Origin of the sequence: Bradyrhizobium sp. HKCCYLS3077, assembly GCF_051167555.1 — a bacterium.
Lineage (GTDB): Bacteria > Pseudomonadota > Alphaproteobacteria > Rhizobiales > Xanthobacteraceae > Bradyrhizobium.
Window position 1 is genome coordinate 167,232 of sequence record NZ_JBNPTH010000007.1, and the last position, 16,961, is coordinate 184,192.

Annotated in this window: 13 protein-coding genes and 1 tRNA gene; 5 read left to right on the forward strand and 9 right to left on the reverse strand. The window is 63.0% G+C overall.

What is annotated here, in order from left to right:
* Nucleotides 1-265: 265 nt before the first annotated feature.
* The 4 genes from ACQR0Z_RS26835 to ACQR0Z_RS26850 form a co-directional block, all read right to left on the reverse strand.
* The gene (locus ACQR0Z_RS26835; RefSeq protein ID WP_434920635.1) at nucleotides 266-1,396 is read right to left on the reverse strand and encodes a sterol desaturase family protein; all 1,131 of its coding nucleotides are present in this window, start codon (nucleotides 1,394-1,396) and stop codon (nucleotides 266-268) included.
* A gap of 472 nt (nucleotides 1,397-1,868) precedes the next feature.
* Entirely contained in the window at nucleotides 1,869-2,648 is a 780-nt protein-coding gene (locus ACQR0Z_RS26840) for a class I SAM-dependent methyltransferase (protein ID WP_434920636.1), read from the reverse strand.
* A gap of 15 nt (nucleotides 2,649-2,663) precedes the next feature.
* Nucleotides 2,664-3,869, reverse strand: coding sequence for a serine hydrolase domain-containing protein (locus ACQR0Z_RS26845; RefSeq protein WP_434920637.1), 1,206 nt, complete (start codon nucleotides 3,867-3,869; stop codon nucleotides 2,664-2,666).
* 258 nt (nucleotides 3,870-4,127) lie between these two features.
* Nucleotides 4,128-4,547 carry a GFA family protein gene (locus ACQR0Z_RS26850; protein WP_434920638.1) on the reverse strand — a complete coding sequence of 140 codons (420 nt, stop codon included), beginning with the start codon at nucleotides 4,545-4,547 and terminating at the stop codon, nucleotides 4,128-4,130.
* 1,542 nt (nucleotides 4,548-6,089) lie between these two features.
* Between ACQR0Z_RS26850 and ACQR0Z_RS26855 the strand changes: the two genes are divergently transcribed.
* A complete protein-coding gene (locus ACQR0Z_RS26855; RefSeq protein WP_434920639.1) occupies nucleotides 6,090-7,328 on the forward strand; it encodes a hypothetical protein in 1,239 nt (412 codons plus the stop codon).
* 504 nt (nucleotides 7,329-7,832) lie between these two features.
* On the opposite strand, the gene ACQR0Z_RS26860 is transcribed toward ACQR0Z_RS26855, so the two are convergent.
* The 3 genes from ACQR0Z_RS26860 to cpdR form a co-directional block, all read right to left on the reverse strand.
* Nucleotides 7,833-8,300 carry a hypothetical protein gene (locus tag ACQR0Z_RS26860; protein ID WP_434879364.1) on the reverse strand — a complete coding sequence of 156 codons (468 nt, stop codon included), beginning with the start codon at nucleotides 8,298-8,300 and terminating at the stop codon, nucleotides 7,833-7,835.
* Between the two features lie 959 nt (nucleotides 8,301-9,259).
* Nucleotides 9,260-9,334, reverse strand: a tRNA-Val gene (locus ACQR0Z_RS26865).
* Nucleotides 9,335-9,453: 119 nt separating this feature from the next.
* Entirely contained in the window at nucleotides 9,454-9,813 is a 360-nt protein-coding gene (gene cpdR / locus ACQR0Z_RS26870) for a cell cycle two-component system response regulator CpdR (protein WP_006610087.1), read from the reverse strand.
* Between the two features lie 343 nt (nucleotides 9,814-10,156).
* Between cpdR and ACQR0Z_RS26875 the strand changes: the two genes are divergently transcribed.
* The 3 genes from ACQR0Z_RS26875 to ACQR0Z_RS26885 all read left to right on the forward strand — a co-directional run bounded on the left by ACQR0Z_RS26875 (nucleotide 10,157) and on the right by ACQR0Z_RS26885 (nucleotide 14,439).
* The gene (locus ACQR0Z_RS26875) at nucleotides 10,157-11,041 is read left to right on the forward strand and encodes an N-formylglutamate amidohydrolase (protein ID WP_434861559.1); all 885 of its coding nucleotides are present in this window, start codon (nucleotides 10,157-10,159) and stop codon (nucleotides 11,039-11,041) included.
* A gap of 493 nt (nucleotides 11,042-11,534) precedes the next feature.
* The gene (hisN, locus tag ACQR0Z_RS26880; protein ID WP_434879365.1) at nucleotides 11,535-12,320 is read left to right on the forward strand and encodes a histidinol-phosphatase; all 786 of its coding nucleotides are present in this window, start codon (nucleotides 11,535-11,537) and stop codon (nucleotides 12,318-12,320) included.
* A 148-nt stretch (nucleotides 12,321-12,468) separates the two neighbouring features.
* Entirely contained in the window at nucleotides 12,469-14,439 is a 1,971-nt protein-coding gene (locus tag ACQR0Z_RS26885; protein WP_434920640.1) for a methyl-accepting chemotaxis protein, read from the forward strand.
* Nucleotides 14,440-14,445: 6 nt separating this feature from the next.
* On the opposite strand, the gene ACQR0Z_RS26890 is transcribed toward ACQR0Z_RS26885, so the two are convergent.
* Nucleotides 14,446-15,336 carry a LysR substrate-binding domain-containing protein gene (locus ACQR0Z_RS26890; RefSeq protein ID WP_434920641.1) on the reverse strand — a complete coding sequence of 297 codons (891 nt, stop codon included), beginning with the start codon at nucleotides 15,334-15,336 and terminating at the stop codon, nucleotides 14,446-14,448.
* A gap of 86 nt (nucleotides 15,337-15,422) precedes the next feature.
* Here ACQR0Z_RS26890 and ACQR0Z_RS26895 point away from each other — a divergent pair, with 86 nt between their 5' ends.
* On the forward strand, nucleotides 15,423-16,175 hold the full coding sequence (locus tag ACQR0Z_RS26895) for a sulfite exporter TauE/SafE family protein (RefSeq protein WP_434920642.1): 753 nt from the start codon (nucleotides 15,423-15,425) through the stop codon (nucleotides 16,173-16,175).
* Here ACQR0Z_RS26895 and ACQR0Z_RS26900 read toward each other — a convergent pair whose 3' ends face one another.
* Nucleotides 16,176-16,820, reverse strand: coding sequence for a LysE family translocator (locus ACQR0Z_RS26900; RefSeq protein WP_434920643.1), 645 nt, complete (start codon nucleotides 16,818-16,820; stop codon nucleotides 16,176-16,178).
* Nucleotides 16,821-16,961: the final 141 nt, after the last annotated feature.

Here is a 16,961-nt window from a genome sequence, read left to right on the forward strand (position 1 = left end):
GAGCCTGTCCCGCATGGCGGCAGTGATTCACGGCCTCGTAATATCTCTCGCGATCGACCGCCGGCTCCTGGGCGCACGCCTCCGCTGAACGAAGCATCGCGGCCAGGATGACGATGCACATCCAGAGCGCCGTCTGAACCACCGGTGCCGATAGGTGGCCTCGTGATGGATCAGGTCGGCTGGTGACATCCCCGCCTCTGAACTTCATATGCTGCGCCCGTCTGCCCCTGGGTGTTGCCAGAATACGACCAGCGACCACGCCGCGTCACGGGTCTCGGTGTTCGAGAAACTCCTTCACCGGCCCGACGAAGGGATGCATGAACTGCCCGAACATGCCGCCGGGGATCGGCTTCACCGTGCCGTAGTTGACCGGCCAGCGATCCCTGGGCAGATGCCACGTTCCGCCGAGCATGTCGAACAGCGGGGTATGCGCCGCGTAGTTCTTGTCGAGCGCCTCGGCGTCGGAGGCGTGGTGCCAGTGGTGGAATTGCGGCGTGACGATGACGTAGCGCAGCCAGCCGACATCCATCTTGATGTTGGAATGGATCAGCACCGACTGCACGGAGATGAAGATCAGGTAGGCGAAGATCGTGTCCTGCGGGAAGCCGAGCAGGACGATCGGCACCAGCACCAGGGCGCGCGTGGCCAAGGGCTCGAGGAAATGCAGCCGCGACCCCGACAGCCAGTCCATGTGTTCGGGCGAATGATGCACGGCATGGATGCGCCATAGCCACGGCACCTCGTGATAGGCGCGGTGGGTGATGTATTCGACGGCATCGGCCGCCAGGATCACCAGCACGAAGCGGACGACCGCCGGCAGCGCCACGACATGCGCCTGCAAGGACGGACTGATCGCCCAGGCGAACGCGTCATGGGCAAAATGGGTCGAGACCACCAGGAAGACGCCGATCAGCAGATGATTCACGCCGAAATAAGCGAGATCGAGCTTCCAGCCCGGGCTGAGCGGCCCCTGCTCCGGCCGCACCCGCGGAAACACCCATTCGAGCAGCACGAAGGCCGCCCCCGTAAAGAAGAGATCGAGCACCAGCCAGTCGAGGCCGAGATAGACGCGCGGCTGCTGAAAATCCGGCGTCGGCACATAGGGCCCGCCGAGCAGGGTGGCGAGGAACAGCCCGCTGAGCCCGATCGCCGCGCTCACCCGCGGGCCGCCCAGCACGATCCCGACGACGCCGAGCCAGGCCCCGGCGACCATGGCGACCGCCAGCGTCAGGCGCAGCAGCTCGACGTCGTAATGCACGCGCAGCTCGGGCGTCGTCAGAAAGGCGGGGTAGCGCAGGCACAGCACCGCGGCGACGCTGAGCACGCCGATCGCGGCGCAGAGCGAACTGCCGATGCGCCCTTCGCCGATGCGCGGCCTGGAACTGAGTTGAGCCATCGACCGTCTCCCCAACAAGATTTTTGGCGCGCCAGAATGAGCGCGCGAGAGGGATACCTGATTAGCCGATGACGGTTAAAATTGCCGGAAGTCAAAGTCTGGTTCGAGCCGCTAGCCGCGGTTCTGCCGGCGACGGCGCTCCCGCCGGAGCGCCCCCCAGAAAAGCTGACATCCCGTCACCGCCCGTTTCCGAAGTCCTGGCACATTGATCATGGTACTCCGGCTGTCATCGTCCGCCACCCGGTCGGGCCTCGGGGCCGGCCGGATGACAAACTCCGGCGGACGATCCAGTACACCGTGACACGGACCACGATGGAATTTGTATTGGCAGTCAGCGAGGGCGGCAATGGGTTAGAAGCAGAACGGCCATGCGACTGCTTACGTCCGACTGCCCCCCTGGAGAACCGACAATGCCGATGATGATCGGAAGGACTCATGGGACCACTTCCGCACGTTTGAGCGGGATATAAAGCTATGCCCCGATATCAAGCCGTCGAGCAATGTAGAGGTGAGTTTCGTAGTCAACTTCCAATTCGCCTCCATAGCGATCGATCGCCTGAGATATGTCGCCGAGCAGCTCTTCACGTGCCGCTTGCGCAATCATCCTGATATCTGACCGCGTCCTTAGGAGATTCGCGTAGCTCAAGGTCGTGTGCAGCAACTTCCACCGATAGAACCGGTGTTCTACCGTTCCAAACAGCCCTGACTCGTCAAACCAGCCTTTCAAAGGGCCGCTGGGCAGGTACCAAGCTTCCGGTGGGGGTCCCCAGGTGCCTGTATGACGCAATGATATCTCCTTGAACTGCTCGCTCAACAAGGCGGGCAGTCCTACCGGAACATGTCCGAAGACGGCCAGCGAACCGTTGCGTGAAAGCGCCTTCGCGGCCTTTACGAACCTCAACTCTTGGGCAACCCAGTGCCAGGACTGGGCCGCCAGGATCAGTCGAAACGGCGCTTTGTTTGGTGACCAGTCCTCGAAAGTGGTCTCGATCAATTCAACATTATCAAAGCTTGCCAACGTCTCGCGTGCTGCACGAATCATTGCAGATCCGGGATCGATTGCGACGATCTGCAGGCCCCGGGCCGCGAAGCTCTTCGTTGCCTGTCCCGTGCCACAACCGATTTCGAGGACAGCATCTCCGGGCTTCAGGTCGGCATACGCCACGACGTCATCAACGAGGGCCTCGGGATAGTCGGGTCGCGAGCCCTGATAAACGTTAGCAACCTGATCGAAAACAAAGCGCTGCTCCATGAAAGTGCCTCCCCATCACCGAGTGTCTTCGGCGCGCACCGCCGGGAGAACCACATTGGCCAGCAGGTCGAGCGTCGCCTGCCCTTGCCGGCCGTTCGCATAGAGACCCTGGGTGACCATCATGACGAGTTGATCCTCCGGCACGATGATCAAGCGCTGCCCGCCCAGGCCCTGGCCGGCGACCCATTTGACCTCTCTTTGGTCGACGAGCGTGCGACCGATCCACCACTGATAGCCATAGTAGAACAGACCGCCGAACAGTCCGAGCGCCTGCAGCCGCGGCTTGATCGAGTCCGCGATCCACGCGGCGGACACGATCCGGCGCCCCTGCCACTCCCCTCCATCGAGCACGAGCTGGCCGATCTTGGCGGCATCGCGCGGACGCAGACGCAGCCCGGAGGCCGTTGCCGGAGTGCCGTTGCGATAGTCCTTCAATTGCCAATCATGGACGCCGAGCGGCTTGAACAACGCCTCGTCGGCGAAGACATCGATCCGCTGTCCCGATGCCTTTTCGATGACCTTGGCGAGAAGCCCGGTGCCGCCGCCATTGTAGGTGAAGAATGTGCCCGGATCGAAGACGATCGGCTTCTGTACCACGTAGCGCAGCGGATCCGGGTCATTCACCAGATGCCATTCGTCATTCTTGTCGTTCCACGGCAGGTTTTCGTCCCATTGCATTCCCGAGGACATCGTCAACAGATGCCGCAGCGTGATCCCGTCCCAGCCGGCGGCCGTCACGTCGGCGTATTCGGGAAGGAATTTGGTGACGGGCTCGTCGATGTTGGCGATGAGCTTGCGATCGAGCGCAATCCCCAGCAGCAGCGAGACGACGCTCTTCGTGAAGGAGCGCATGTCGTGCAATGTCGTGGCTCTGAATTCGTAGCGCCCGGCATCGCCGCCCCAGGGCTCGTCGTAGCCGGCAAAATATTGCTCGAAGACCAGCTTGCCGCCGCGAACGATCACCACGCCGTGGACGTTCGCATTCGTGACCCTGAGCCGTCCGGCGATCGCGCACAGGCGAGGCCCATCCAGGCCCACCTCCTCCGGCTTCGCGACGGTCCAGCCGTCTTCCAACGTCGCGGGCACACCGCAATCGGCCTGCTGGCCGAGGGCGAGAGCCGGATTGAGCGCGAACCATGCGCCAGAGCAACGACGTGGGGGCGCATGCGGCGTGTCCTCCATGAGCTGATAGATCCGCTTCCATCTTTGCTCAGAATTCATGACAAGAAAACCGCGCGGGTGACGTGTGGTCGGTCATCTGGAAAGGCATTGCCCAGCAATTCGAGCCATCGCCTTGCCCCTCAGCGATGGCAGCCCCAGGGAGGGATCGAAGACAGACCAGGAATAGCGCTGGTTGCACGTCGACGCTGCCCAACAGGGCCCTGCCAAGCTTGCAGCTGCTCGCGGGGATAACTCTCGCCGTCTCCGCGTCTGTCGGCTCGAAGGCAACGCCGCGTCGCACGCGTCGAGCGGCGTACGTCAGCTCAAGGGAGCGTCCCGCATCCCGCTTGCCGGAAAGTGCGCGACCGGTCCCTCGACATTCACCCAATGATGTTTCGATCGTTCGAAGACCGATATGGCGGGTGCGGGGAAGTCAGGATCGGCCAAGGCGCCGACAGCCACCCCGATCATCGAGGGCAGCGCGTCAGGCTTCCAGTAGACAGTCGAACCGCAGGTCGGACAGAAGAACATTCGGACGTTTCGACCGCTTTCGCCGACATGAACGAACTCCGTGGACGGTCCGGAGATCTCGACGGTCTCGATGGCATAGAACGCGTTGACGCCGAACGGTGCGCCGGTGCGCCGCTGACATGCCAAGCAGTGGCATGCGACGACCATTTTTGATGGTGCTCGCAGCAAGAGCCTCAGGCTGCCACAGGCGCATTGGGCATGGGTCATGGAACGTCCTCCGTCTTTCCAGGTCGGGACTTGGCAACTCGTTGCGGCCGGTACTGCCGCCGGAGTTGTCTATCGGCTCACCGCCGAGAGAAAGCGCGTTGATGATTTCAGACCGGGTGAAAGGCGACATTCCCTGGCGCATCAGTCCGGGCGGAGAGCTTCTTCGAATGGCACGACCAGGATAGGTGGGTGGCCGATCAGGTTAGATCTGCCGGGAGTCAAAGCCCGCTTAGGTCAGAAGACACCTTGCCGTTAGATGGCTGTTGACGTCCGGTTGCACCCGGACAGCGGACATTGCGGGCGCCGGGCGAGAGGTCCGAGATGGGGCAGCAGCCGACCACCAGTCACCGTCCCAGGCGCGATAGGAGCGCGGCCGCGTTCGGCTGCCTCGCAGCCCACGTTATATTATGTTCGCCGTCGACCTGCACAAAACCTGTACGTTCAGGCATGTCGCTCCCATCAAGTGAGTTGAAAGTGCATGTTGCCCTCTCGCGAATGATGGCGCCGACACGGTCCTTAGCTTGGTAGTCGATGAGCGCGATATACTGAACCGGCGAAACTCGCTCGACTTGGACAATGGCTTTCCTGGCTGCCTCAGACACTCGCCGTATCGGGTCCTTGAAGAACTCGTCGAACGTGATTGTCTTCCGAGACTCGTCTACGCTAGTCCGCTCATAGGTGGACGGAGCAACCAACCGCTCCTTGATTGCTCTATCACATGTCTGCACAAATTGAGAGGTGAAGGGTGAGTAGCCGCGAAGGTACGCGTGACCTAGAACGACCACACCGAAAATCAGAAGCGTTGCAATTACGAGCTTTGCTCTCATCTTCCTGGTCGCTTGCCGATATTGCCAACGCGGCACTCTATACCGCTCTGAACAAGGAAGCGGAAATCGAAGGAGAACAACTTTTGTGCCACCGTTACTAAACGCTAACGATGTCGCCTTTGGGCCAAAAGCGGTCATGCGAGCGTCGGACGACTTAATTCCGGTCGACAGCTAAAAACGGACCTTCCCAGCTCCGGCGACAGGTCCAGGAAGGGCGTTGATCGACGTGTTCTGCCGCCCGCGATCAGAGACGGCGTTCCGTCATATCCGGGGGAGCGGCGGTGAACTGCGCGAACAGGCTGGGCATACCGAGATCTACCCGCCACCGGAAGCCCCGCACGCACCCGATCAATTCCGGCCGGCTTCGGCGCGTCGGGAGAGGCCGGGCATTTGTGGCGCAACTCCTTCAGGAGCGCGCGCATCTTTGGGAAATAGGTCGCATCATCGTCCGGCGTCATTCCGAAGCAGACATAGTTCATGTGATATTTGATTTCCTGGGCAAAACTCCTGCGCCATTCCTCGTGATCGTAGACCGCCAGGCCAGCATCGGACTTGTGACCGGCGATCAGCGGCCGTTAGCCGTCACGCATAACGTTGGCTAACAATTTGTGAAAGCCTAACCAAGAAAGGTCTAACGTCGCTGATCGAATCCACAACCTATGTTTGATATGAGGCAGCACTACTGCAGCAGTCTGGCCGCAATCGCGGCGCACAGATGGACATGAAGACCTTATCCAGTTCGATCTTCGCGATCGCAGTCGTATTGCTCGGCTTGGGGCTAACGCTGCTGTTCTCGCAGCCGTGGCTCCTCCTTGGCGCCCTGAGCTTCACGAAGTCTGTCAAGGTCGCCGCACCCGGCCAGGATCGTAGCTACTACTATCGGTTCAAGGCCGGCTACGCTTACAAGGGCGAGCCGCTCCACTTCGACATCGTGATCGGCTGCAATGTCAGGATCACGACCTACAAGGACAATGATCGGACGCTCGAGATCGGTATTGCTCCGATGGTCTTTGGCCTGAAAATGACGGACGGGCGCGGCGTGGTGATTCGCCCGCCAGAAGCATGCCGGGGAGAGACCACCGATAACGGCAAGGTGCCCGCAGCGCTGCTCCCGCTAGTCGTCACTTACGAGAATGCGGACAAACCCTGGATCGGGCTCGCCTATGCATCGGAGGACGCTTACGAGAGTCCGATCTCTGAGCTAAAGTTCTTCGGCGCCACCATCAGCAGGGCGACGCGCGAGGAATGGCAGGAATGGCGCCGCACCGAGGCGCCGAAGAGTTTCATCACCTACGAACTCCTGGGCATAAACGCAAAGAACATATGGGAGCATCCGCACTGGAAGCCGGGATATCGGGCTATGGGCTCTATTTGTAGAGCCTTTTCTTGGGTCAAGCTTCCTGAAGTGGCGCGCGAGGCGATCCGTCCCTACTGGCCCTCGAGCAAGCCAAACTATTGGTATGGAAATCAAGATGCAGAGGCAGCGTTTCGAGCGGCGGCTGGCTTTGCAACATTTGTTTACCAGGACCCAAGTCGGCCGGGAGTACTCTTTGAGGGCCATCGACTTAGCTCATATTTTGAGCTGCCGAAATTTTTATCCAAAGACAGCGCAGTCGGCACTCTCTATCCAGCGAAGTCCGACCTCTCGTTCAACCGCCTTGATGATAGCGGCGAGTTGCCGGCGGAGATCAGGGCAAAAGCGAGAAAGAGTTATTCCGAAGCCAACCTTGATCCGCAGCTCAAAGGTTTCGCCTACTGCGATATTGTGTGGAATATCGATGATATACCGTCCACGTTAACCGCCCCACAAAACTTGGCAAATCGGATCAATGGCGAGCTGATCAACGAGGAATTGGAGCGACACGGGAACAATTTTTCCCATGCCTTCGGTCGCGATGAATACGTCATTTTTGATCGAAGCTATGCCCTCGTGAGTATCTTTGGAGGGTTGTGAGACTGTTGGCGCTCGCATGGATGCTGATATTCGCCGGAGCAACCCGCAGGTAGGACATGCGCTACAATGCTGAGGCTTGGCTCGTGATCCCGGTGGTGGCAATTTTTTTGCTTACGTTATCGTCACCCGAATGCTCGAGCATCGGCAATTCAGCAGAGAGTGCTCTGCGCTGGGATTTGATCGTATGGTGGAGCGCCCCTCGGACGATGATCTTAGGCGCTTGGTCGACGATTGCGACCGTGGCAGATGAATACACTTGGCCCGCTCCAAATCCGCTGTGGGTCAAAAGCGGTCATGCGAGCGCCGGACGACTTACTTCCGGTCGACAGCTAGAAGCGGACCTTCCCAGCTCCGGCGGCAGGTCCAGGAAGGTGGTTGATCGACGTGTTCTGCCGCCCGCGATCAGGGACGGCGTTCCGTCATGTCCGGGGCAAGCTGCAGCACACTGCGCGAGCTGACGAGGCATCCAGAGTTCTGTCCGCACCGGTCGCCCGCACGCTCCGATCAATTCGCGGCTGGCTTCGGCGCGTCGGGCGAGGCCGGGCATTTGCGGCGCAACTCCTTCAAGAGCGCGCGCATCTTGGGGAAATAGGTCGCATCGTCGTCCGGCGTCATGCCGAAGCAGACATAGTTCATGTGATATTTGACCTCCTGGGCAAAACTCCTGCGCCATTCCTCGTGATCGTAGACCGTGAGAATTTCGTCATAGGCGAAGAGCAGATGCGCCACGAAATTCTTGTACAGGACGTATTTGACGCTGTCGGCGCGCAGCGCCGCGAGGTCGGGCTCGGTCAGTTCGGGGTGGCGCAGCTGCGCCTCGCTGTAGGACATGTACACCTGGCGCGCCGCAGCCTCGCGCGCATTGGTGCGCAGCTGATTGATCTGCAACGCCAGCAAGGCGAAGCCGACCACCGACACGGCGGCCGAGATGATCTGGGCCCAGTTCGATTGGGGTCTGGCATTCCCGGCCATGGCGTCCTCGCGGTCCTCGTTGGCGGCGGACGATAGCGGGACACCCTCAACACAATGCAAATGCGGCGCTTGGGAACTTGATTTGATCCGACCACTGATCGGCTTGCCACCCTTGCACAAGCGGATGGACCCGCCCCCGTCCAGCCGTCATGCCGAAAATTTCTTCTTTCTTTTTTCCAGAAATCATGCTTTTATCCGAGTCGTCCCGTCTCACACGAGGGACGCTTCGCGGTCGTCACGAACGTCGAGGCGGGATGCGGTGGGCGTGTTGGTGCTGCGCGTGGATCATCTGCGCGGACGAACGGCATTGATGCGCACGGTCAAGTCGCGTGGTCCTGACACCCCGATGCTGGTGTCACGTCCGTGCCGGCGCTCACGCGCCGCGCTGATAACGGTGGCCAGAAAGCCCGGCGCACCGGGGAGATCGCGAAGCAGCCGTCAAAACCATCGCGCGGGGAATGCCGGGTGTTCTCGGCTGAACCTGTGGTGACTGCCGCCTGCTTTTTTGTTGCAGGCGGGCCATGGGTGCGGCCAGCGCCCGGCATTCCCCGTGCCCTCTTTCAAGAGAGGGACATCGATCAGCAAGACTCGGACGCGAGAACGCGCCGCGAGGCAGCGAAGCCATGTGCCATCGCAGTCATCACACGCCAGCCGCCGTCATTGCGAGCGAAGCGAAGCAATCCAGAGTCACGCGTGCGACTCCGGATTGCTTCGTCGCAAGTGCTCCTCGCAATGACGGAGACGGTGAGAGAGACCGAGGCGATCGGTATGGATGGCCGGTTGGAGCCAAATCCGACCCGGTCAGCGACGCGGCGGCACAAGAGGCTGCTCTAGCGCCTCTCCTGGCCGTTGCCTTGCGAGCGTCCCGGCGCGCCGCGCCGAACACTGCTCATTCACGATGGAAGATCTTCAATGATCGGAAAATGGGACCAGGCTGGGCCACCGGCCGTTTCGGCCGATGGTGGGCACGACAGGGATCGAACCTGTGACCCCTACCATGTCAAGGTAGTGCTCTCCCGCTGAGCTACGTGCCCTAATCCATAAAGTCCGTTCGGGTGGGCGTCCCTATATCGGCTCCCGCGCAGGCAGGCAAGGACGCAAAATGCCGAAATTGGGAATAATCCGCGAATTCGCGAGCCGCGGTCCCGGCGGCTCAGGCCGCCAGCATCTTGTTGACTTCGCTGACGAGCTCGCGGAGGTGCACCGGCTTGGACAGCACCTTGGCGTTCTTGGGCGCCTCCGAATCGGAGTTCAGCGCGACCGCGGCGAAGCCGGTGATGAACATGATCTTGATGTCCGGATCGAGCTCGGAGGCGCGGCGCGCCAGCTCGATGCCGTCCATCTCCGGCATCACGATGTCGGTGAGCAGCATCTCGAACGGCTCCTCGCGCAGCCGCTGATAGGCCGACATGCCGTTGTCGTGGGGCGAAACCTGGAACCCGGCATTTTCCAATGCCTTGACCAGGAAGCGGCGCATGTCGTTGTCGTCTTCTGCGAGCAGGATCTTGTGCATGGCTTGGGAGTCTGGACCGGTGAGAGGCGAGCGTTGCCGCCACTAAGCCTGACGGGCGGTAAATTTCGGGTGAAAGATTGCAGCTTTTGATCCGACATCGGCAAGGCAATTTGAGGGCCGACGCCACGCGTTTCGCCCAAAAGCTGCGCGCCAGCTCAGAGTTGTTCCAAGCCGGGGATGATCTTTTTCATTGCTTTTCGCTTGGCAGAACGGCTCGGATTATCGAAGATGCGAGTTGGCGAAGGCAAGCGCCTGCGTTGTCCAACGCACGACGGCCGGAAGATACCGGCGCATCAACAGACGTGACACCAACGCACGTGACCTGAGGGGACGACGCCCAGAGATGACCGATTTTGATGGCGAATTGCCGCCGTTCGAGATCATGGAGCCTGCCGAATGGCGCGCGCCCATCATCTTCAATTCGCCGCACTCCGGCTCGGTCTATCCCGACGAGTTCCTGCTGGCCTCGCGAATCGACCTGCCGTCGCTGCGACGCTCCGAAGATTCGTTCATGGACGAGCTGATCGCCGATCTCTTGACGCGCGGCTTTCCGGTCGTGCGCGTGCATTTCCCGCGCTGCTATGTCGACGTCAACCGCGAGCCTTACGAGCTCGATCCGCGGATGTTCACCGGCCGGCTGCCGAGCTTTGCCAACACCCGCTCGATGCGGGTCGCCGGCGGCCTCGGCACCATTCCGCGCGTGGTCGGCGACGGCCAGGAGATCTATCGCGACCGGCTCAATGTCGACGAGGCGCTGCACCGGATCGAGACGCTGTACAAGCCGTACCACCGCGCGCTGCGGCGGCTGATCAACCGCGTGCATCAGCAGTTCGGCACCGTGGTGCTGGTCGACTGCCATTCGATGCCGTCGGTCGGCGTGTCGCGCGACGAGCCGCGGCGGCCGGACATGGTGATCGGCGATCGCTACGGCACGAGCTGCGCGTCGCTGCTGCCGGACCTGTTCGAGGATGTGCTCGGACGGCTCGGCTATTCGGTCGGCCGCAACAAGCCCTATGCGGGCGGCTTCATCACCGAGCATTACGGCAATCCGGCCTCCGGCCTGCACGCGATCCAGATCGAGCTCAACCGCGCGATCTACATGGACGAGCGCAAGCGCGAGCGCGGCCCGCGCTTCGCCCAGGTCGCCTCAGATCTCGCGGTCCTGGCTGAAGTGCTGGCCACCGTGCCGCTCGGTGATCTCGGCCCGTTCCAGGCCGCGGCCGAATAGATCGGACCGAGCCGTCTCATCTTCGCCCGCAATCACGACGATCGCCGCTGGCGCCGGCGCAAAAAAAAGGGCCGCTTGAATGACAAGCGGCCCAAGTCTAGGGAGGAAACGCCCAAGGAGGGCAGCGATAACGCGAAGCGCTACCGCACCGCAACAATATGCAGATGCGCTGCACAAAGCGCAAGGGTTTTTCGGCCAAACCCCATGCAAAAAACACAGGCCGGGTTGCATTGAGCGCGACCCGATCCTTATTTCATATGAATGTTCAATGACTTGATCTAAAAGTCTGATCAATGGCGGGATCGGGTACCTTTCGGTTCTGGTTTCGGTTGGGTGGCGAGGGCAGAAATCCCGCACCGATGCGAAGCCGCCGGTCACCGGGCGGAATCCAAGATACCAAGTCGCTGTTCCATATCCGGATGCGCACCTCCCGGCTTTGCGATAGGCATGACGGCATCATCCGCTTTCCGATTCCCTGTTCGAAGGACGTGCCGTGACGGTCATCGACTTCTCTGCCTTCATCGGCCGCCTCGCGACGGCCTCGGGCGAAACCATCCTGCCGTTCTTCCGGACCTCGCTGCTGGTCGACAACAAGAGCAACCGGCAGGATTTCGACCCCGTGACCGAAGCCGACCGCGCCGCCGAGGCGGTGATGCGGCGGCTGATCAAGGCCAACTTCCCGCAGCACGGCATCGTCGGCGAGGAGTTCGGCAATGAGCGCGAGGACGCCGACTATGTCTGGGTGCTCGACCCGATCGACGGCACCAAGTCCTTCATCGCGGGCTTTCCGACCTGGGGGACGCTGATCGCGCTGCTGCACAAGGGCACGCCGGTGTTCGGCATGATGCACCAGCCCTTCATCGCCGAGCGCTTCGCCGGCGACAACGAATCGGCCAATTACAGGAATTCAGCCGGCGAGCGCCGGCTGTCGGTCCGGCGCTGCGAGCGGCTCGAAGATGCCGTGTGCTACACGACCAGCCCGCGGCTGATGAACGAGTCGGACCGCGCCATCTTCAGCCGCGTCGAGGCCGAGACCCGGCTGTCGCGCTATGGCGGCGACTGCTACTCCTATTGCATGCTCGCGGCCGGCCATCTCGATCTCGTCATCGAGACCGAGCTCAAGCCCTACGACATCGCGGCGCTGATCCCGATCATCAACGGTGCCGGCGGCATCGTCACCGATTGGGAGGGCGGCCCGGCCCAGAACGGCGGGCGGATCATCGCGGCCGGCGACAAGCGCGTGCACGAGGCGGCGCTGAAGCGACTCGCTGCAGGCTGAGGGAGACGACGGCGCTTCCGTACAAATACGTACAATTCACAATAGGATGCATTGTTAACATGGCATTGAGGCGAGCTGTCTAGGTTTACAGAAAATGCAGGCCGACGCGCATCGGGCGCGGCCGCACGACTGACCCCGGGGACGATTCATGCTCGGCACCAAGCTCCGCCTCACCCACAAGATCATGGCCATCGCCCTGATCGGAACCGGAGCGCTTGCCAGCGTCGGCGGCATCTACTTCCTGGGAAGCCGGTCCCAGGAAGCGTCCCGCGAGGTCGCAGACAATGCCCGTCGCATTGCCGATCTCAACCAGAAGCTGGCGACGGATCTGCTCGAGGCGCGCCGCGCCGAGAAGGATTTCCTGCTGCGGCGCGACCAGAAATATGCGGCTCGCCACGCCGAGCTCAGCGCGGCCATCAAGCGCGAGCTCGACGATCTGCGCAGCACCGTCCGCAGCCATGGCGAAGCAATGATTGCGGGCAAGGCGGACGCGGTGGCTTCAGGATTCGCCACCTACAGTATGGAATTCACCGAAGCCGAAAAGGCGGAAGTCCGCCTCGGCCTCAACGAGACGCTGGGCCTGTCGGGATCGCTGCGCGCGGCCGTCCACGACATCGAAGCCAGGCTGAAGGACGTCAACGATCCCCGGCTGACCAGCGGCATGCTGATGCTGCGCCGGCATGAGAAGGACTTCATGCTGCGCCGCGATCCCAAATATGTGGCCGAGTTGAAGACCACTGCCGGCGAGTTCGGCAAGGCCGTGGCGGCAGCGGAGCTGGCGGCCTCCGTCAAGGCGGACATCGTCCAGAAGCTCGACAAGTATCAGAAGGACTTTCTGGCCTGGGCCGACGGCTCCCAGGAAGCCGCGCGACACGCCGCGGCAATGTCGAAAGCGTTCGCCGACATCGAGCCCTTGGTCGCCGAGATCGCAAAGACCGTGGCCCAGCAATATGCGGCGGCGCAAGCCGCTGAGGCCAGCACCGGCCGGACCGTCCGGAGCAGCATGCTGCTCACGCTCGCGGTGTCACTGCTGCTGGTCGCCTGCATCTCCTTCCTGATCGGCCGCGGCATCTCCAGTGCCATCCGCAGCATGGTGCGCGCCATGACGCGGCTCGCCGGCGGCGACACCTCGATCGTCATTCCCGGCATCGGCCGTCACGATGAAATCGGCGAGATGGCCGATGCGGTCGAGGTCTTCAAGACCAACCGCATCGAAGCCGAGCGGCTGCGCGCCGAGCAGGACGAGATCGAAAAGCGCCAGGCGCAGCAGCGCAAGGCCGACATGACCGCACTCGCGCAAGGGTTCGAGCTGGCCGTGGGCCAGATCATCGAGACGGTCTCGTCGGCATCGACCGAGCTCGAAGCCTCGGCGCAGACCCTGACGCGCAATGCGCAACACGGCCAGGCGCTGGCGACCTCCGTCGCCTCCGCCTCCGGAGAGGCCGCCGCGGGCGTGCAGTCCGTGGCCTCGGCCACCGAGGAGTTGTCGGCGTCGGTCAACGAGATCGGCCGCCAGGTGCAGGAATCCGCCCGCATCGCCGGCGAGGCGGTCGGGCAGGCCCGACGCACTAATGATCGGGTCGGCGAGCTGTCACGCGCGGCGACGCGGATCGGCGACGTCGTCGAGTTGATCAACACCATTGCCGGCCAGACCAACCTGCTGGCGCTCAATGCCACCATCGAGGCGGCGCGCGCCGGCGACGCGGGCCGCGGCTTTGCCGTCGTGGCCTCCGAGGTCAAGGCGCTCGCCGAGCAGACCGCGAAAGCCACCGGCGAGATCGGTCAGCAGATCGCGAGCATCCAGTCCGCGACCGTGGAATCGGTCGACGTGATCCGCGAGATATCCGGAACGATCGAGCGGCTCTCACATATCTCGTCGGCCATCGCAGCCGCCATCGAGGAACAGGGCGCTGCGACCCAGAACATCTCCCGCAACATTCAGCACACCGCCCAGGGCACGCAGCGCGTCTCCGACAACATCGTCCAGGTCGAGCACGGCGCCACCGAAACCGGCTCGGCATCGGCGCAGGTGCTGTCGGCGGCGCAGTCGCTGGCCGGCGAAAGCAATCGGCTCAAGCTCGAAGTCACCCGCTTCCTGGAGACCGTGCGCGCCGCGTAAGCTGTCTCATCCCGCCGCCTTGCGCAAATGCTCGACGAGCAGCCTGGCGGGACGCGGCAGCGCCTCGAAGCTCCGGGCGCAGATCACGAGCCTGCGATTCGCCCAGGCGTCGCGGAGCGTCACGAGGCTGATCGGCAGCGAGCGCGCGCAACGCCGCGCCGCGGCCTCCGGCACGACGGCGATGCCGATCCCGGCAGCCACCATCTGGCAGATCGCATCGAAGTCGCGCAGCCGCGCCCGCACGTGCTGGCGAATGCCGAGCCGCGCCGCATGCCGGCCGATATGGGCGTTGAGCGCGGTGCCTTGGGTCAGCCCGATGAAGTCCTCCCCCGCCGTCTCGCTGAAATCGATCTGCCGGCGGCCCGCAAACGCGCTGCGCCGGCCGGCGACCAGGATCAGCCGGTCCTCGCCGAAGGCGAAACGCTCGACCGTCTCGGGCAAGGCGTGCTCCGCCGCAAAGCCCAGATCGGCCCGGCCCGACGCAATCGCCTCGGCGATGTCAGTGCTTTCGCGCTCCTCCACGTCGACGTTGATGTCGGGATGCTCGCGCAGAAAGACGGCCAGCGCCTTGGGCAGATGCTCGGCCAGGCCGACGGTGTTGGCAAGCAGCTGAACGTTGGCGCGAAGGCCCGACGCGAACCCGGCGAGCTCGCCCTGCATGGTCTCGACCTGCGCGATGATGATGCGAGCGTGATCAAGCAGGCTCTCGCCCGCTGCGGTCAGTTCGACGCCGCGGCGGCCGCGCTTGAACAACTGCACGCCGAACGCGTCCTCGAGACCCTTGATCCGGGCGCTCGCGGACGCCAGCGCCAGATGCGCACGGTCGGCCCCGCCGGTGATGCTGCGGGCTTCGGCGACGGCAATGAAGAGCCTCAGATCGACCAGATCGAAACGCATGCTTCCTCTGCCTCAGCTCAGGACGAAGGCTGTCTCCGTAGCCTCCACATTGTGCGCGCCGCGCGCTCTGGTCAAATGTGAGGGCCATGATCGATTCCATCCTCATCTTCATCGCTGTCGCGCTCACCTTGGCGGGCTTCGTCAAGGGCGCCCTCGGCCTGGGGCTGCCGACTATCTCGGTCGGCCTGCTCGCGGTCGCCATGCCGCCCGGGCGGGCGCTTGCGATCGTGATTGTCCCCGCCGTCATCACCAATATCTGGCAGACCTTTGCCGGCCCCTATCTGCGCGACATCGCCCGGCGCCTCTGGCCGCTGATGGCGGGGACGGCGATCGGCATCTGCCTCAATGCCGGCGCGCTCAGCCATGCCTCGACGCGCTGCGGCAATGTTGCGCTCGGCGTTCTCCTGGTGCTCTACGCCGTGCTGGGCCTCACCAAATTCGCCTTCAAGGTCGCGCCACGCCACGAGAAATGGGTCGGCGGCATCGTCGGCCTCGTCACCGGGCTCATCTCGGCCGCGACCGGCGTGCAGGTGGTCCCGTCAGTGCCCTATATGCAGGCGATCGGCCTGGAGAAGGACGAACTCGTCCAGGCGCTCGGGGTATTCTTCACGGTCGCCACCGTCACCCTCGCCTTCAACCTGACGAGCTCCGGCCTGCTCAGCCCGGCGACCGCCCTGCCCGGCGCAGTGGCGATGGTGTGCGCCTTCGCCGGCATGTTCGCCGGCCAAGCTGCGCGGTCGCGGTTGCCGGCCGAGGCCTTCCGCCGCGTGTTCCTGATCGCCATGATCGCCCTGGGACTCTATCTGGCAGGCAGCGCTGTGATCGAACTTTCCTGGTAGTCAGCGCGCCTCCAGCATCGCGATCCTCACGCCGAGATAGACGAACAGCCCACCGATCGCGCGGTTGAGCCAGGACAGGGCCGCGGAAGAGCCGCGCACGCGGCGCGCGGCCCGCGCCGCCACCACGGCCACGCCAAGGCACCAGATCGTGCCGTTGACGATGAAGATCGTGCCGAGCAGCAGGAAGGCGATCGGCTTTTGCGGCGCATCAGCCGCGACGAACTGCGGCAGGAAGGCGAGGAAGAACATCGCCACCTTCGGATTGAGAACGTTGGTGAGAGCGCCCTGCCAGAACACTTGGCGCAACGTCGCCGCGGGCGCCGTTGTCATCTCCCTCCCGGCCTGCGCGTCTGCGGGCCGCCGCGCCAGGAGCTGCGTGAGACCCAGATAGACCAGATAGGCGGCACCGGCCCATTTGACCGCGGCAAACGCCGTGGCCGACGCGGTGAGCAGCGCCGACAATCCGACCGCGTTTGCAACGACGTGGACGAGACAGCCTGCGCTGATGCCGAAGGCGGCCGCGGCGCCCCCGCGCCAGCCCATCTGCGCGCTGCGGCCAATGATGTAGGCCGTGTCCGGACCTGGCGTCATGTTGAGCAACAGGCCCGACACCAGAAACAGCAACAGGTCGTGAATGCCGAGCATGATTGAACGTTTCCTAACCAGATAGGTCTAATGATCGAGGATGCCCGCCTATTGCCGTCGGAAACGGCGGGCCGCAAGTGGCTTCCTCCGCCGGCAAGGTCTCGTGAGTGGTTCCGCAAAAGGGTTGGATTCGGCCGCCTC

Bases quoted from the DNA above. Each gene is read 5' to 3' on its own strand.
- ACQR0Z_RS26835 (WP_434920635.1), bottom strand. From the start codon at position 1,396: ATGGCTCAACTCAGTTCCAGGCCGCGCATCGGCGAAGGGCGCATCGGC.
- ACQR0Z_RS26840 (WP_434920636.1), bottom strand. From the start codon at position 2,648: ATGGAGCAGCGCTTTGTTTTCGATCAGGTTGCTAACGTTTATCAGGGC.
- ACQR0Z_RS26845 (WP_434920637.1), bottom strand. From the start codon at position 3,869: ATGAATTCTGAGCAAAGATGGAAGCGGATCTATCAGCTCATGGAGGAC.
- ACQR0Z_RS26850 (WP_434920638.1), bottom strand. From the start codon at position 4,547: ATGACCCATGCCCAATGCGCCTGTGGCAGCCTGAGGCTCTTGCTGCGA.
- ACQR0Z_RS26855 (WP_434920639.1), top strand. From the start codon at position 6,090: ATGGACATGAAGACCTTATCCAGTTCGATCTTCGCGATCGCAGTCGTA.
- ACQR0Z_RS26860 (WP_434879364.1), bottom strand. From the start codon at position 8,300: ATGGCCGGGAATGCCAGACCCCAATCGAACTGGGCCCAGATCATCTCG.
- cpdR (WP_006610087.1), bottom strand. From the start codon at position 9,813: ATGCACAAGATCCTGCTCGCAGAAGACGACAACGACATGCGCCGCTTC.
- ACQR0Z_RS26875 (WP_434861559.1), top strand. From the start codon at position 10,157: ATGACCGATTTTGATGGCGAATTGCCGCCGTTCGAGATCATGGAGCCT.
- ACQR0Z_RS26885 (WP_434920640.1), top strand. From the start codon at position 12,469: ATGCTCGGCACCAAGCTCCGCCTCACCCACAAGATCATGGCCATCGCC.
- ACQR0Z_RS26890 (WP_434920641.1), bottom strand. From the start codon at position 15,336: ATGCGTTTCGATCTGGTCGATCTGAGGCTCTTCATTGCCGTCGCCGAA.
- ACQR0Z_RS26895 (WP_434920642.1), top strand. From the start codon at position 15,423: ATGATCGATTCCATCCTCATCTTCATCGCTGTCGCGCTCACCTTGGCG.
- ACQR0Z_RS26900 (WP_434920643.1), bottom strand. From the start codon at position 16,820: ATGCTCGGCATTCACGACCTGTTGCTGTTTCTGGTGTCGGGCCTGTTG.